Consider the following 15797-nt stretch of genomic DNA (forward strand, 5'->3'; position numbering starts at 1 on the left):
CCGCCCGGCGGATGGCAGCGGACGCGCAGATCATCCCCTGCGTCCTCGGCGGGAACAGCGACATCCTCGACTGGGGCAGAGCGAAACGCCTCTTCACCCCCGCCCAGAAACTCGCCCTCGTCGAACGCGACGGCGGCTGCGCGAACTGCGGCGCCCCACCCGGCATGACCGTCGTCCACCACATCCGCTGGTGGCACCGCGACACCGGACCCACCGACCTGAACAACGGCATCCTGCTGTGCACCACCTGCCACCACCGCATCCACGACGACGGCTGGGACATCCACATCGACGGCACCGGCACCAACGCCACCGTCTGGTTCATCCCCCCACCCTGGCTCGACCCCACCCAAACCCCACGCCCCGGCGGACGACACCGCTTCGACCTCACCGCCTGACCAGCGCGGGCAGGGCGACACCGGTCGCACCCCCGGAGTGCAACCCGTTTCGCCCACCGGGAGCAGCGCCTACGTGACTCCTACGCGACTCCGGTGTGACTCCGGCCTGACTCCAACGTGGTTCCGGCCTGACTCCAGCGTGGTTCCGGGCCTGACTCCGGCGCGACTCCTCCGAGGTCCCCCAGGCCTACGGCGTGACGACGATCTTGCCCGCTGCGTGCGCTCCTTCGAGCGCCGTGAACGCCGCCACGACCTCGTCCAGCGGGTAGGTGGCCGCGACCGGGGCGACCAGGCGTCCGGCGGCGACGTCCTCGGCGATCCACGCCAGGTTCTCGGCGGTCCGCGCCGCACGCTCGGCGGGCTGCACCCCCAGTTCGTCGCCCGCACCGTAGGCGGCGATCGCGACCATCCGGCTCACGGGCACCCCGAGTGCCACGCCGGCATCGAGGCCATCGCGGCCGTGACAGTCGTACACCGCGGTGAACGGCCCGAAGGGTTCGAGTCGCGCCGCGAGGTCGTCACCGTACTCGACCGGCTCGATGCCGACCGAGCGCAACAGCTCGTGGTTGTGCTCGGATGCGGTGCCGATCACGCGTGCGCCGGTGGCGAGCGCGAGCTGCGCGGCGATGAAACCGACAGCACCGGCGGCGCCGCCGACGAGCACGGTGTCATCACCGTCGACCGGGACCGTTTCACGGCAGGACAGCGCGGTGAGGGCGGCGACGTTCAGGCCACCGGCGACCTCGACCGGCAGCCCCTCGGGGCGACGGGCGAGCCCGGATGCGGTGGCGACCGTGCGCTCCGCTACCGACCCGGCGCCACGACCCAGCACCTCATCGCCGATCTGAATGGGGGAACCGTCCCAGTAGACGGCGCCCGCCCCCACGGCCTCCACCGTCCCGGCGAGGTCCGACCCGATGCGACGGGGGAAGGGAGCCTCGGAGGGGATGACGCCGCTGCGGACCTTCCCGTCGAAGGGATTGAGCCCCGCGGCGTGGACGCGCACGACGACATGCTCAGCGCCCGGCTCGCGGTCCTCGATCTCGGCGACGTAGAGGACCTCGGGTCCACCGACCTGGTCGTACAGGGCTGCGCGGGTCATGGAGTCCTCCTTGCGGCGGCGCCGTCCGGCGCGCCGGTTGCTGTCATGGGCGAGCGTACCGGTGCGCGAGCGGCCGGGGCAGGGTGCCGACGACGGGTCAGCCGTGCTGGACCGCGATCTGCTCGGGCTCGAGCTGGACCGCCCACCCTTCGATGGTGCCCGCGTTCTCGTACTCCTCGATCTGCAGGATTCGTCGACCATGGTCGACGACGTGCGGCAGGCTCGCGGTGACGAACGCGCTGACCGTCAGCCAGGCCGACTCCTCGAAGGCGATGCCATCGAGGACCAGCACGTTGGCGTCCACGATCTCCCGGGCGGTCACCGCCGAACGCGGCGAGGCGGCGGGCACAGCACGCACCCCGTTGACCTTGTTGGCGGCGACGACGCCGGCGAAGCCCTCGTCGACCACGAGCACGGCGAAGGCGTCGATCCCCGCATCCTGGTCCTCCACGACGGCGCGGCCGACGCGTACGGCGTAGACGGGGTAGTCGTCGCCCGGGTCAGGGGTATCGGCCCCGTGCCAGACGACGTCGTAGCCGGCGGCGATCGCGCGGGCTTCCAGCGCGCGGCCGAGGTCGTACCCGCCGTGGTCGACGGCGAAGTGGATGCGAGTCATGGTTACAGCTCCCAGTGGTTGTGGTTGAGGGTGGCGGGATCACTCGCCAGGTAACGGACGAACCGGCCGTCGGGGTCGCGGTCCGCCATGATCTGCTGCAGCCGCGCGTACGCCTCGTCGGTGGTGAATCGCAGCTGGCGCTGGGTGAAGTCGCTGTCGCCGAGGTACTGGCCCGCCGTGACGGGCTGCGCGTCGGTGAGCACCCGGCTCATCCAGGCGCGGTTCGCGTCCTCCTCCGCGGGGTCTTCGTAGCAGCAGTAGGTCGCGACATACGCGCCGGTGTGGAGGCCGAAGGCCATGTCCGGCAACGGGCGGGTGGGCAGGTTCGACATCCAGATCGTGAACGCCTTCTTCGTCGGCAGTTCGGTGAACAGCGGCCGGATCCGCTCGACGATCTCTGCGGTGTCCCCGTCCACCCAGATGTTGTCCGTGAGGTACTGGTGCTCCTCGGGGTTGGAGCGGATCTGCTCGACCCGCTGCTCCGCCAGGGACGACGGTGCCGCATCCTTCACCACGATCGCCCGCGGCAGCGCGGGGTTCTCCCGGAAGATCTCGAGAGATGCCTGCGCGTGCGCGAGGTCGTCGCCGAACGCGAGGCCCGTGACGATGAAGCCGGGTTCGCCCGGCTCGCCGTCCTCATCCGGGAGATACATGCCGACGACCACGATCTCGACATTCGTCGGGATGCGGAGGGTGGCGTCGTACATCCACGTCATGACCTCGGTGAACTCCTCCGGGCGGAACGCCTGGACGGTGTGCGCGAGACCGCCGAACAGCGGCCGGGTCTTCAGGTGGAAGCGGGTCACGATACCGGGGAAGGAGGGTCCGGCACCGCGGGCGGCCCAGTACAGGTCGGCGTTCTGCGTCTCGTCGGCGCGGACGAGCTCACCGTCGGCGGTGACCACGTCGATGGCGACGACGCTCTCCGCCGCCCACCCCCAGCCGCGCTGGTTCCAGCCCTGACCGCCCTGCAGCAAGAATCCGCCGATCCCCACGGTGGGGCAGTGCCCGCCGTTGAAGAAGCGGCCGCGTTCCTCGAGGAACGGGCTGAGCTCCTCGCCGCCCTTGGTCGACGGGGTGGCGCTGACGATGCCGGTGGCCTCGTCGTAGTCGATACCCCGGTAGTCGCCGAGGTCGATGAGCAGTCCGCCGTCACGGACACTCCATGCCGCCCACGCGTGTCCGCCGGAGCGCACCGCGACACTCCAGCCGTTCTCGGCGGCGAGACGCACCCCGGCGACGATGTCGTCCTCGGTCTGCGCGAGGAGGACCGCGTCCGGGCGGCGGGAGGGCCGGCGGTGGTTGAACACGCGGCCGAGGACGGCCTCGTCGAAGTCGGCATCGGCGGGCGTCACGAGCCGTCCGGTGAATGCGGGCGCTGTCTGGGTCATCGTCGAACCTCCGTGGTGAGCATATGAAGCGAACCGGCGCGGGAGAACGCCGTCCGAGGGATACCTGGGATCAGGCCGAGACGGTGTCGCGAGGGCGGAAGACGAACCAACCGACCCAGGCGATCACGGCACCGATGGTGAGGGTGAGCGCCAGCGGCGTGAAATCGCTTGCGCCGCCGAGCACCGACAGCGGTGCCACCACCGCCGAGATGGAGAACTGAATTGCGCCGACGAGGGCGAGGGTGGTGCCCGCCGTCTCGCGAAGCTCGGCCACGGCGAGGGCAAGCGAAGGGCCGATGTACAGGCCGCAGGCAGCCGCCAGCAGGAAGAAGCCAGGCAGGATCAGCCAGACGGTCATCGCCCCGGAGAGGATCGCCAGCACGACCGACGCGGCGCCGAGCGTGAGCACCGTCAGGCCGAGGGCGAGGATGCGGTGCGGCGTCCATCGCCGTGCGAGGCGGGCCGCCACGAGGCCGCCACCCACGACTCCCAGACCGTTGATCGCGAAGCTGATCGCGTAGCCGGCGGGCGAGAATCCGAGTGCCTCCTGCAGCACGTACGGCGAGGCCGAGATGTACGCGAAGCTCGCGGCGAAGGCGAACCAGACGACGAGGGAGCCACACCAAAAGGCTCGGGTCCGCGCCGCCGCACCGACCGCGCGGGGAACGGCGCGCAGCCCGCCCCGCACCCGCCGCGCCGGTGTGAGGGACTCCGGCACCAGCAGCGCGACAAACACGAAGGATGCTGCGGCGAGGACCGCCATCCCGACGAACACACTTCGCCAGCCCCACAGGAGCGCGAGACCGACACCGAACACGGGCGCGACAACGGGGCCGACAGCCATGGCCGAGCCGAGCAGGGAGAGGCCCCGGGTGAGCGCGGAGCCCGTTTCCAGGTCGGTGACCACGGCACGTCCGACCGTGGCGCCCGCGGAGGCGCCGAAGCCGAGGATCGCGCACGCCGCGATCAGCATCGGAAGGCTCGGCGCGAGTGCGGCAGCGAGTGAGAACAGCGCCAGTGCGGCGCTTCCCGCGAGCAGCGGCCGGCGTCGCCCGATGGCATCCGACAACGGGCCGGAGAACAACTGGCCGAGGGCCATGCCCACGGTCACACCGCTCAGCGCGAGCTGCGTGGACCCGGCCGACACCGCGAACTCCTCGGAGATCCGGGGCAGGACCGGCAGGAATGCATCCGTCGCGAAGGGGCCGAGCAGCGCCAGGCCGCTGAGCCCGAGGAGCGTTGCCCCGGTGAGACCGCCGGGCGCGGCGGCGGCCCGCTCGGTCGGATGACCGGCGACCGAGTCGGGGGTCATCCGAGGACGGTTCCGCCGCCGTCGACGACGAGGTTGATTCCGGTGATCCAGGATGCGTCGTCGGAGGCGAGGAACACGGCCGCGTTGACGACGTCGGCGGGTTGCCCGACCCGGCCCAGGGGAATGCGGTCCCAGGTGGCCTTGAGCGCGGGAGGCGGGTCCTCGACGAGGAACGTGGTCGCGGGGGTCTGGATGAACCCGGGCGAGATGCACACCGCCCGGATGCGGTGCGGGCCGCCTTCGACAGCGAGCTGCTGGGTGAGGTTGATGACCCCGGCCTTCGCCGCACCGTGCGCGTTCTGCGGCATGAACTCCACCCCCCGGGTACCGGCGATCGATCCGATGTTCACGATCACCCCGCCCCGGGTCTTCAGGTGCTTCCACGCGGCGCGCACGGCGTAGAACACGATGTTCAACTCCATGTCGATCGCGAAGTCCCAGTCCTCGACACTGATCTCGTCGATCGCGCCGAAACGTTGGATCGACGCGTTGTTGTAGAGGATGTCGATCCCGCCGTACACGGCGGCGGCAGCATCGATCCACGCCGCCACCGCGACCGCGTCCCCCGCATCCACCGGAGCGAACCCGGTGATCTCCCCGCCCTCGGCGCGGACGAGCTCCACCGTCTCGGTCAGGCCCTCCGCGTTCAGGTCGCACCCGACCACCCGGGCACCCTCGGCCGCGAACCGACGAGCCGCCTCACGGCCCATCCCCCCACCGATCCCGGTGATCACCGCCACCTTGCCAGCCAGCCGGCCCATCGCCACTCCCTCGTGATCGTCGTCGTCTGCGTGCACCGGCGCCGGTCAGACCGGCGGTGCGACGAACAGGCCCTTGTCGATGTCGTTGAACGATTCGCGGGCGACGAGCTCGCTCATTTCGGCCGCGGTCCCCCACTGGTCCTGGGTGGAGAGGTGGCTGATGTCGTGGCGGTTCGCCTGCCAGTTCTCCTCGTCGACGACGGCGAGCTCGGTCGTGTACTCGATCGTGTTGCCGGCCGGCGAGAGGAAGTAAGCGAACGTGTTGTCGCCGGCGTTGTGGCGTCCCGGTCCCCAGATCATCCGGGCACCGGATCGCAGGATCTTGCCGGAACCCCGCATCCATTCCTCGATGCCGCGCATCTCGAACGAGAGGTGGTGCAGCGAGTGGTGTGGGCCCGTCGCGATGGCGATGGAATGGTGGTTCGGGTTGCACCGCATGAAGTGCATCATGTCGCCGCCGTCCGGCCGCACCAGCGAATCCGAGATGGTGAACTCCAGGTGGTCCACGTACCACTGGGCCGACCGGTTGAGGTCGGAGGAGTTGAAGACCATGTGCGACAGCTTCGCGGGGATGGGCTCGCGCTCGCGGATCTTGCGGCTCTCGCGCTGCTCGTAGCCGGTGGAGAACTCCAGCACGCGGCCGTCGCCGTCGAACACCCGGAATCCGTACCCGCCGCCGAAGCCGGTGAGCTCCTGCGGCTCGTGCACGAACTGTACGTCCTCGGCGTGGAGCTTGTCGGCGAGCGCATGGATGTCGGCACGGGAGCGCACCCCGAAACCGGCCAGGTCAACGCGCTTCTCGTCGGCGCGCAGTCGCAGGATGAACGGCTCCGCCGATCCTTCCGCGGCCAGATAGCTCAGTCCGTCCTCGGCGTGGACCTCGGTGAGCCCCCAGTGCCGGACGAAGAACTGGCGCTCTTCCTCGAAGTTGGGCACCGCCAGTGCGGCGTAGCGGAGGTGGGACACGAGCCGGTCAGTCATCGTCGACCTTCTTTCGGGGATGCGTACGGGTGCGCAGAGCGCGACCCCCTGAATGTATGTCGTCCGGGCGTGCGACGGCCATGCGCGGTCCGGATACCATGCATCTGTGGCTAACGGCGACCCGGATCTGAACCTGTTGGTCGCTTTGCGCGCCCTGCTGGAGGAAGCGAACGTCACGCATGCCGGCGAACGTATCGGCCTGGGGCAGTCCACGATGTCGTCCGCGCTCTCGCGCCTGCGCACCGTGTTCCAAGACGAACTGCTGGTGCGCGTGGGCCGCGATTACGAGCTCACCCCGCTCGCGCGGCAGATTCTGCCGCAGGTGCAGTTGACCCTGCCGCTGTTGTCGCAGGCCCTCGGCCAGGACGAGCTCTTCGACCCCGCGACGACCCGGCGCCGTTTCAGCGTGCAGATCTCGGACTATGCCGCGGTCGAGCTGCGACCCTTGTTCTCGATGGCCTCGGCGATCGCACCCGGGATCCGCTTCGACTTTCTCCGGCTGCCGCCCGAACCGGTCGGCGCCGACCGGCATCTGCTCTCGCACGATTTCATCGTGCTAACCCCGGGCATCGGCATCCAGGCGGAAGGCTTCGAGGTGCTGCGGGATGAGTACGTCGTCATCGCCGACCGTGACAACCCTCGCGTCGCCGGCGGCGAGATCTCCGCCTCTGACTTCATGGCGAGCCCGCTGGTGCGGTGCGACTTCGGCCGGGCGCACATGATGCCCATCGAGCGGCGGATGCACGAGCTCGACATGCATCCGCAGATCCGGGTGACGACCTCGACCCTGCTGTCGGTGCCACTCATCGTCGCCGGCACCGATCTCATCGGCGTCGTGCCACGCCGCCTGGCCGAGCGGAACGCCGAGGTCGCCGGCATCGTCGCCGTCCCGACTCCGTTCCCCCCGGTCGAGCTGATCCTGCGGCTGTGGTGGCACGCCGCCCACACGCACGACGCCGCGCACGCCTGGTTCCGCGACCTGGCCGCCGAGGCCGTCGCCACCGGCATCATCCCGGGCTGATCCGCCGCATCCGGCCCCCTGCGATAGCTGGCATCGGGCCGAGCGTGTGGCGGGCACTTCCCTGCGGCCATAGCGTCATCCGGTGGGGCGCGGTGTCGCGTCCGGAAGTGGGAGACGAAGATGTCGGTTCGGAATGTGCTCATCGTCGGCGGTGGATTCACCGGTCTGACGGCGGCGATCGCGCTCGCACAGCGCGGGGTGCAGGTCACCCTGATCGACCGCGCGAAGGCATGGGCGCGGGTCGGGCACGGCCTGACCATCCAGGGCAACGCCCTGCGAGTCTTCCGCGAGCTCGGTGTCATCGACGAGGTGCTGGCCACCGGCCAGCCCGAGAACAGCCTCACGCTGTACTTCGCCGACGGCCGGGTGATGGCCGAGATCCCGACGCCGCGCACCGGCGGCGACGACCTCCCCGCCACGATCGGCGCGCTCCGGCCCGACCTGCACGAGATCCTCGTCCGCAAGGCCGAGTCGCTCGGCGTCGAGATCCGGCTGGGCCGCGAGCTCGCCTCCTTCGAGACTGTCGGCGACACCGCGACATCTGTCCTCTCCGACGGGACGACCGAGACGTGGGACCTCATCGTGGTGGCGGAGGGGATCAAGTCCCCCACGCGGCCCGCACTCGGGATCACCGAGGACCGCGCTCCCTCCGGCCTCGGCATCTGGCGCGCGGTCACCTCCCGCCTTCCCGAGATGACCGGCGGCATCGCATACCCGGTCGAGGACGACGGCGGCGCCTTCAAGGTGGGGTACACCCCGGTGGGACCGGACCAGTGCTACATCTTCGTGCTCTGCCGCCCGGTGCGGCCGGACAACGGCCTGTCGGACGTGGACGAGGTGAAGCGCCTGATGGCGAACTTCCACGGTCCGTTCGACCACCTGCGTGAGTCCCTCACCGAAGAGACATTCCTGAACTTCCAGGAGATCGAGTGGATCTTCGTCGAGGGCCCCTGGCACCAGGGCCGGGTCATCGCCCTCGGCGAGACCGTGCACGCCGTGCCGCCCCTCATCGCCCAGGGCGCGGCGCAGTGCGTGGAGGACTCGCTCGTGTTCGCCGAGTACGTCACGCAGGAGGGCGACCTCGAGGAGCAGCTCACCGCTTTCGAAGCCCGGCGCATCCCGCGGGTCAAGGGGGTCGTCGACGCCTCGCTGCAGCTCGCGGACTGGGAGCTGCACCCCGGTACCCCGGATGCGGACCCCGGCCGCCTCATGATGCAGGCGCTGTTCGCGCTGGTGCCGGCCCCGTGAGCGGCTTCCGCGTTCCCCGCCGCATCGTCACCGGGCACGACGCCGCCGGCGTCTCGGTGATCGTCAGCGACGACACCGTCCCGGTGACCCGTGAGCTCCCGGAGGACGGCGTCGCGTTCCACGAGGTGTGGGAGACGACCGGCGCACCCGCGACGATCGGTGCGGCGTTCGACGACCCGACGATCGGCGACATCACGGTGCCGCCGCCCACCCAGGGCACCCGCATCCGGATCAACGAGTTCCTGCCCGGCCACCTCGACGAGCGTGGGCTGCAGTCGCCGGTGCACCGCACCGAGTCGATCGACTACGGGATCGTGCTGGAGGGCGAGATCGTGCTGATCCTCGACGACAGCGAGGTCACCGCCCACGCCGGCGACATCATCGTGCAGCGCGGCACCGACCACGCGTGGGCGAACCGCTCCGACCGCATCGCGCGGGTCGCGTTCGTGCTCGTCGACGGCGAATTCGGCGACGACGTGTTGCAGGTACTGCCCGCCGACATCCGCGGCGACCTCATGCGGCACGGGCCGCGGGACTGAGGACGATGATGCACGTCGACCACATCGGGTTGTCCGTGGGCGACCTGGACGCGCAGCGGGACTGGTATCAGCGGGCCTTCGGGTTCGACACCGCCCGCCCGTTCGAGATCGCCCCCGTCGGGCTGCGCGGAGTATTCCTCCTCGGGCCCGATGACCTCGCCCTCGAGCTGCTGGAACGCCAGGGCTCCCAGGCGGTGAACCGCCCCGCCACGACCCCGCCGGACGCGCTGCTGTCCCGCGGTTGGGCGCACGTGTGCCTGCGGGTCGACGACGTGGACGCGGTGTTCACCCGTCTCATCGACGCCGGGGCCGGCACCCTCAGCGCCCCGGGGGACTCCCCCGAACCGGGCGTGCGCTTCGCATTCGTCACCGATCCGGAAGGCAATCTCATCGAACTCCTCGACCGTTCAGGGCCGGTGACCGCATGACCGCGGTCGCCCTGCCCGGTCTCTCCGGCAACCTCTTCGTCGTCACCGGCGCCGCCGGCGGGCAGGGAGCGCAGGAGGCGCTGCTTCTTGCCGCCAACGGGGCGGACGTCATCGCCGCCGACGTGCGCGACGACGCTCCGGAACTCCTCGCCGCCGCATCCGGCCTGCCCGGCTCGGTCACCTACCGCCGCCTGGACGTGACCGACGAGTCGGCGTGGCAGGACCTCGTCGACTCGCTCAATGGTCGCCGCGTGAAGGGCCTCGTGAACAACGCCGGCGTCACGCACCGGGTGCGCATCGGCGCCGTGGAGCGCGCCGACTGGGACCGCGTGCTCGCCGTCAACGTCACCGGTGCCATGCTCGGCATCCAGGCCCTCCTCCCCCTGATGGATGCGGGATCCTCGATCGTCAACATCGGGTCGGCCGCGGGCCTCACCGGCCATTACACGGCCGCGTACACGACGAGCAAATGGGCGATCCGCGGCCTCACGCACTCCTGCGTCACCGAGCTCGGCCCCCGCGGCATCCGCGCGAACATCGTCCACCCGGGGTACATCCGCACCGAGATGACCGCCTCCGCGCCCGCTCCCTTCCTCGACGCGAACATCGCGATCGCCCCGCTCCACCGCGGCGGTGAGCCCGAGGAGGTCGCCAACGTCGTGGTGTTCCTCCTCTCCGATGCCGCGGCCTACGTCACGGGTGCCGAGATCGGAGTCGACGGCGGCCAGTTCCTCTCGGGGGTGGCGACATTCCTCTCGGATGCGGTGCGCCCGGCGCAGCAGCCCGCCTCAGCCGCCGAGGGGCGCGCATGAACCAGGAGACGTTCGACGACTACATCGCCCGGTTCAACCGGCGTGACATGACGGCCTTCGAGGACTACCTCGACGACGACATGCACATGCAGAATGGCACGCTCGAGTTCACCGGCGTGCAGGGGATGAAGGACCACTACGCGAAGATCTGGTCCACATTCCGCGAAGAGCTGGCCCCGACCGATTTCGTCGGGTCCGACACGAACGCGGCGATCCGGATGGTGACGTTCTTCACAGCCGAGCGCGACGACCCGGAGTCCCTCTTCGGGCCCGTCGCCCTGGGCGACCGGTACGAGTTCCGCGGGGTCATCTCCTACCGGCTGACCGCCGAAGGGAAGTTCGCCGACATCCTCGTGGCCTACAACTCGTTCACCTCGATCCGGGCCGACGGCACCGTGACCGAACTCGGCATCCCCCACTGATCTTCCGCAGTCCCCGAAGGAGTCCTTCTATGTACATGTACTACCCCACCAACTACGTGTGGAGCATGGCGGTCGTCGCTTCGCTCAACAACGGCGGTTTCATCGACGACGTCGACAAGGCCGCCCGCCCCGTGCTGGAGGCCTCGCAGCAGGGCGACGACGTCGGCACCGAGCTGCTGTACGCCTCATGGAAGGCGGTGGCCGATCGGCTTCTCGCCGCCGCCGCGACCGATGAGGCCCGCGGCTGGAAGCTCTCCGCCTCCGACAAGTACTATCGCGCGGCGCTGTACACCTCGCAGGCGGAGCGCCTGCAGTCGCCGAAATGGGAAGGTCGCAAGGCCGCGTACCAGCAGTCGATCGACCTGCTGCTCAGGCACGTCGAGCTCGGCGGCATCCCGGTGACCCCCGTCGATGTGCCCTACTCCGGCGACGACGCCCCCACGGGCTCCGCGCTGCCGGGCTACTTCTATCGCGCCCCGGGTGACGGGCCGAAGCCGCTGATCGTGATGTGGAACGGCCTCGACTCCACCAAGGAGATGATGTACACCTCCGGGTTCCCGCAGCAGATGGCCCGCCGCGGCATCTCGACGCTCATGATGGACCCGCCCGGCTCCGGCGAGGCGCTCCGGATGCGGGACCTCCACGCCCGATTCGACACCGAGGTGTGGGCCGCCTCCATTCTCGACTGGGTCGAGGCGAACGCCGGCGAGCTGAACGTCGACCCGACCAAGGTCGGCCTCGTCGGCTGGTCGCTCGGCGGCTACTACGTGCCGCGGGCGGCCGCTTTCGAGAAGCGCATCGCTCTGGCCGTCGCATGGGGCGCCAACTACGACTGGGCAGCCGTGCAGGAGGCGCGCCGTCGCCGCGAGGGCGAGAACCCGGTGCCGCACTACTGGGACCACGTGCACTGGGTGTTCGGTGCGAACGACGACGCCGATTTCCTGGAGAAGACGAAGAACATGCGGCTGGAGGGCGTGGTCGAGAAGATCACGGTGCCGTTCCTCGTCACCCACGGCGAGGCCGACCGGCAGATCCCGGTGAAGTACGCGTACGACGAATACGAGGCCGCGGTGAACTCCCCGAAGCGGGAGCTGCGCATCTTCACGCAGGAGGAGGGCGGCGCCGAGCACATCGGCATCGACAACATGGCCTACGTCGGCGAATTCACCGCCGACTGGATCGCGGAGACCTTCGCCGAGCTCGCCTGAGCGGGATCGAACGGGACGGATGCGGCGGCCTTGGGTCGCCGCATCCGTCCTCTGCGTTCCCGCCCGAGGACGAGCAGACGTCGGCCCGACGGGATAATCAGGGGATGACCGACAACCCAGCGGTGCGCGCACCCAAGCAGCAGCGCTCCCGCGACGCCTGGGACCGCGTGCTCGCCGTCGGCGTCCAGCTGTTCACCGAGGGGGGCCTGGAGGCGCTGACGGTCACGGCGGTGTGCCGGCGGGCCGGAGTGTCCGCCCCCTCGCTGTACGCCCGGGTCGACGGCCGCGCGGGTCTCATCGCGGCGGTGTACGAGCACGCGATGCTCACCATCCGGGCGAGCGACGCCGAAGTGGTGGGCAGACTCCCCGGCCCGGACGCCCCGCAAGCGGCCCGGATCGCCGCCGTGGTCGCCGCCGCGGCCGAGCAGTTCTCGCGCAACGCCCGGCTGCTCCGGCCGATCATCGCCGCGTCGCTCCAGGACGAGTGGGTGCACCGACGGGGCATCGAGGAGGCGCAGCGGCTGATCGGCGAGCTGTCGGCGGCGCTGGGTATCGGCGAGGAGGCCGGGCGCGACATCGCGACCATGCTGTTCGCCGAGCTCGTCATGAGCACGATGTACGGTGCCGACTTCGCGTCACCGTTCGCCCCCGACGCCACCGGGCACCGGGATCGGCTGGTGCGGATGGCGACGGCCCGCGCCGAGGCGATCGACGCGGGCCGCTGACGCGCCCCGGTCAGGATCCGGAGCGCGTCGGCATCACGCCGGGGCGGTGATGCCTGCACCCATCTCGTCGAGCTGGGCGTCGATCTCCCGCGGGCTGCGCTCCCCGATCTGCTTCTGCAGCATCGAGGTGTGGTCCATGACGGCGTCGCGCAACGGACGCAGCACCGCGGGTGCGTGATGGAAGACCTTCCCCAGGATGTAGGCCTGCTGCACCTGCATCGTCGTGTGCGGGATACGGATGCGGTCGTACTCGGTCAGCGCCGCGGTCACCGCCGCCGTGTCGTGCAGGTCGACGCCGGCGAGGAGCTTACCGAGGAAGTAGCCGTCGCCGATGGACATGCCCGCTCCGTACGCGGCGTACGGGGAGGTCGCGTGCGCCGCATCACCGGCCAGCGTGATGCGTCCGCGCGACCATGCCTTCAGCGGCTTCCGGTCGCGGATCACCCAGCGCTGCACGTGATCGTCGGTGGTGTGATCGATGAGAGTCGTCAGCGGCGCACCGAACCCCCGCGCGCCCCGCCGCGCGTGGCCACGGAGGTCGGCGGGAGCCGGCGCGTCCGGGTCGCACGCCTCCAGCACCCACCACTGGAACCCGTCACGGCCGTCGCTGCGGATGGAGGTGTACGACCCCTGCACCGTGCGAGTGTGGGCGATGATCGCCTCGCCCTTCTCCGCGGCGGGGACGTCGTCGAACGTGTATCCGCCGATGATCTGGAGCCGGTGCTCCCGCTTCGGCGACACGCCCCAGAGGTGAGTGCGCACGATCGAGTCGATGCCGTCGGCGCCGATGAGAAGCGGGGTGCGGCGCATGGTGCCGTCCTTCAGCGTGAGCACCACCTCGCCGCCGGTGTCCCGGATGCCGACGACCTCCTGGTTCGTCTGCAGCATGCCGTCGGGGAGCGCGGCCAGCATGCGCCGGTACAGGTCGGGGCGCAGCATCCCGATGAAGCCGCCGCCGTACGCCGTCACGACGTCGTCGGGGATCTGCACGTCGGCACGGATGTCGCCGCGAGCGTTCCGGAACGTCGAGTGGCACGGCGCGCCGAGGTCGGTCGTGTCGACGCCCATGAGCCCGAGCGCCTTGATGGGCGGCGGCCAGAGGTTGAGGATGTTGCCGGCGGGGCGGGCCTCGCGGTAGCGCTCCAGGATGACGACGTCGTGGCCGGCGGTGCGCAGCGCCAGGGCGCTCGCCATCCCGGCCGGTCCGCCGCCGAGCACGACGATCGGGTCCTGCGGGGTGTGGGTCATCGGTGACTCCTCGTCGAATCGGGATGGCACCACTGCCATCCCGCAAACTGTAAGCTCCTTACACTTTTAAGGGCAGCGTCCGGCACCGATCCCCGGTATCGACGCGACCGATGATGGCAGGGAGCGACGATGACGACGACGACACAGGCGGTGACCTGGGTGGCGCGACAGGTGACGGATGCGGCGTTGCGCGAGGCGCGGGGCATGGCGGGCGCGCTCGGGCTCGCGGTGCTGCAGGACGAACCCGGGAAGCTCGTGGTGGCAACGGCCGACGGTGGCGTGCTCGAGTACCTCACGCCCGAGAGGGCGGAGCCCGCCTACCTGTTCGACGGACAGGACACCGTGGTCGGTTTCCTCGTCGACGACCTGGATGGCGCAGTCGGCGATCTCGCCGACGCCGGCTTTGCGCCCGTCGGGGTGGGCGGCGCCGGGGGCGGGGTGCGGTTCCAGCACGTGCGCGGACCCGGCGGTGTCGCCTACGGGCTCATCCAGCGGGTGTGATGGGCCGCGGCTCGCCGACGCTCCCTCGGCTCAGCGGGTGCGGCGCCGAGGGCGTACGCGCGCCGGAGGGATCGGCGGGCCGGGGATGCGGTTCCCGACGACGTTGACGATCTCGCCCACGCCCTCGATCACCATGCGGACCTCGTCGCCGGGTTCGAGCGGTGGGATCGCACTGCCGCGCCCCCACAGCTCGCCGAGGCAGCCGCCGTTGCCGACGGTGCCGGAGCCGAGCACGTCGCCGGGCACCACGACGGAGTTCCGGGCGGCGTAGGAGACGAGCTCCGGGAACGGCCACCCCATGTTGGAGACGAGATCCTCGCCCACGAGCATCCCGTTGACGAACACCTCGGCGCGGACGGCGAGGAAGCCGTCCTCATCGAGATACGGGTCGAGCTCATCGGCGGTGACGATCCACGGGCCGAGAGTCATACCGAAGTCCTTGCCCTTCGCCGGCCCCAGCCGCACCTTCATCTCGCGCGCCTGCAGGTCGCGGGCGGACCAGTCGTTCATCACGGTGTAGCCGAAGATGTGGGAGGCGGCGACCTCGGGGTCGATGTTCTCGCCGGTCGAGCCGGCCACGCCGCCGATGACGACCGCGAGTTCCAGCTCGAAGTCGAGCCGCTGCGTCTCCGGGATGTCGATGACCTCACCGGTCGCCCGTACCGTGTGCGGGTTCGTGAAGTAGAAGGTCGGCGCCTCGTGCCATTCCGGCGGCACGTCGCTCTTGCCCTCGACTCCGGCGGAGACACCCTCGACGTGCTCCTCGAACGCCACGAAGTCGCGGATCGATGCCGGCACCACGGGGGCGAGCAGCGTGACGTCCGCCAGCGGTGTGCCCGCGCGGGACGCATCGATGTGCCCCGGCAGCGATGCGAGGCCGTCCGCCAGCACCTGCGAGAGACTCGCCCCCTCGACGAAGGGCACCACGTCGTCGCCGACGACGACGCCCTCCCCGATCGTTCCCGCACCGTCGCGCCATCGAGCCAGTCGCATATCGCCGCCTTTCCTCACCCAGCATGGGCGGCATCGAGGGGTCGGCGGAAGGCACCGGATTCCATGCAACGCATCGATCGGGGTGATGCGG

At 70.3% G+C, this 15797-nt stretch carries 18 protein-coding genes; 10 read left to right on the plus strand and 8 right to left on the minus strand.

The window, feature by feature from the left end:
- Positions 1-398: HNH endonuclease signature motif containing protein (locus NT132_RS11530; protein WP_297788932.1), on the plus strand; the 398-nt coding region annotated here is incomplete at its 5' end.
- A gap of 187 nt (positions 399-585) precedes the next feature.
- On the opposite strand, the gene NT132_RS11535 is transcribed toward NT132_RS11530, so the two are convergent.
- The 6 genes from NT132_RS11535 to NT132_RS11560 form a co-directional block, all read right to left on the minus strand.
- Positions 586-1500: an NADP-dependent oxidoreductase gene (locus NT132_RS11535; protein WP_297788935.1), complete on the minus strand. Its 915-nt coding sequence runs from the start codon at positions 1498-1500 to the stop codon at positions 586-588.
- Between the two features lie 97 nt (positions 1501-1597).
- Positions 1598-2116: an RpiB/LacA/LacB family sugar-phosphate isomerase gene (locus NT132_RS11540; RefSeq protein ID WP_297788938.1), complete on the minus strand. Its 519-nt coding sequence runs from the start codon at positions 2114-2116 to the stop codon at positions 1598-1600.
- A gap of 2 nt (positions 2117-2118) precedes the next feature.
- Positions 2119-3507 (minus strand): FAD-binding oxidoreductase, encoded by a 1389-nt coding sequence (locus NT132_RS11545; RefSeq protein WP_297788941.1) that lies wholly within the window; start codon positions 3505-3507, stop codon positions 2119-2121.
- A gap of 70 nt (positions 3508-3577) precedes the next feature.
- The gene (locus NT132_RS11550; RefSeq protein WP_297788943.1) at positions 3578-4819 is read right to left on the minus strand and encodes a multidrug effflux MFS transporter; all 1242 of its coding nucleotides are present in this window, start codon (positions 4817-4819) and stop codon (positions 3578-3580) included.
- Positions 4816-5580, minus strand: a complete 765-nt coding sequence (locus NT132_RS11555; protein ID WP_297788946.1) for an SDR family oxidoreductase — start codon at positions 5578-5580, stop codon at positions 4816-4818. Before NT132_RS11555 ends, NT132_RS11550 begins: the two co-directional genes overlap by 4 nt.
- A 45-nt stretch (positions 5581-5625) precedes the next feature.
- The gene (locus tag NT132_RS11560; RefSeq protein ID WP_297788949.1) at positions 5626-6561 is read right to left on the minus strand and encodes a VOC family protein; all 936 of its coding nucleotides are present in this window, start codon (positions 6559-6561) and stop codon (positions 5626-5628) included.
- A gap of 106 nt (positions 6562-6667) precedes the next feature.
- Here NT132_RS11560 and NT132_RS11565 point away from each other — a divergent pair, with 106 nt between their 5' ends.
- From NT132_RS11565 to NT132_RS11600, 8 genes are all read left to right on the plus strand, one after another.
- A complete protein-coding gene (locus tag NT132_RS11565; RefSeq protein WP_297788952.1) occupies positions 6668-7582 on the plus strand; it encodes a LysR family transcriptional regulator in 915 nt (304 codons plus the stop codon).
- A gap of 69 nt (positions 7583-7651) precedes the next feature.
- Positions 7652-8830, plus strand: a complete 1179-nt coding sequence (locus NT132_RS11570; protein ID WP_366940406.1) for an FAD-dependent oxidoreductase — start codon at positions 7652-7654, stop codon at positions 8828-8830.
- On the plus strand, positions 8827-9369 hold the full coding sequence (locus NT132_RS11575) for a cupin domain-containing protein (RefSeq protein WP_297788959.1): 543 nt from the start codon (positions 8827-8829) through the stop codon (positions 9367-9369). Before NT132_RS11570 ends, NT132_RS11575 begins: the two co-directional genes overlap by 4 nt.
- A gap of 5 nt (positions 9370-9374) precedes the next feature.
- Positions 9375-9797, plus strand: a complete 423-nt coding sequence (locus tag NT132_RS11580; RefSeq protein ID WP_297788961.1) for a VOC family protein — start codon at positions 9375-9377, stop codon at positions 9795-9797.
- Positions 9794-10609 (plus strand): SDR family NAD(P)-dependent oxidoreductase, encoded by an 816-nt coding sequence (locus NT132_RS11585; protein ID WP_297788964.1) that lies wholly within the window; start codon positions 9794-9796, stop codon positions 10607-10609. Before NT132_RS11580 ends, NT132_RS11585 begins: the two co-directional genes overlap by 4 nt.
- Positions 10606-11031 carry a nuclear transport factor 2 family protein gene (locus NT132_RS11590; RefSeq protein ID WP_297788967.1) on the plus strand — a complete coding sequence of 142 codons (426 nt, stop codon included), beginning with the start codon at positions 10606-10608 and terminating at the stop codon, positions 11029-11031. Before NT132_RS11585 ends, NT132_RS11590 begins: the two co-directional genes overlap by 4 nt.
- Before the next feature lie 29 nt (positions 11032-11060).
- Entirely contained in the window at positions 11061-12239 is a 1179-nt protein-coding gene (locus tag NT132_RS11595; protein ID WP_297788970.1) for an alpha/beta fold hydrolase, read from the plus strand.
- A 104-nt stretch (positions 12240-12343) separates the two neighbouring features.
- Positions 12344-12964 (plus strand): TetR/AcrR family transcriptional regulator, encoded by a 621-nt coding sequence (locus tag NT132_RS11600; protein WP_297788973.1) that lies wholly within the window; start codon positions 12344-12346, stop codon positions 12962-12964.
- 33 nt (positions 12965-12997) lie between these two features.
- Here the strand turns inward: NT132_RS11600 and NT132_RS11605 are convergent, their stop codons facing one another.
- On the minus strand, positions 12998-14251 hold the full coding sequence (locus tag NT132_RS11605; RefSeq protein ID WP_297788976.1) for an NAD(P)/FAD-dependent oxidoreductase: 1254 nt from the start codon (positions 14249-14251) through the stop codon (positions 12998-13000).
- Positions 14252-14341: 90 nt separating this feature from the next.
- Between NT132_RS11605 and NT132_RS11610 the strand changes: the two genes are divergently transcribed.
- Positions 14342-14713, plus strand: a complete 372-nt coding sequence (locus NT132_RS11610; RefSeq protein WP_297788977.1) for a hypothetical protein — start codon at positions 14342-14344, stop codon at positions 14711-14713.
- Between the two features lie 30 nt (positions 14714-14743).
- Here NT132_RS11610 and NT132_RS11615 read toward each other — a convergent pair whose 3' ends face one another.
- A complete protein-coding gene (locus tag NT132_RS11615) occupies positions 14744-15706 on the minus strand; it encodes a fumarylacetoacetate hydrolase family protein (RefSeq protein ID WP_297788979.1) in 963 nt (320 codons plus the stop codon).
- Positions 15707-15797 lie beyond the last annotated feature (91 nt).

The sequence above is a fragment of the Microbacterium sp. genome (assembly GCF_026393345.1).
Lineage (GTDB): Bacteria > Actinomycetota > Actinomycetes > Actinomycetales > Microbacteriaceae > Microbacterium.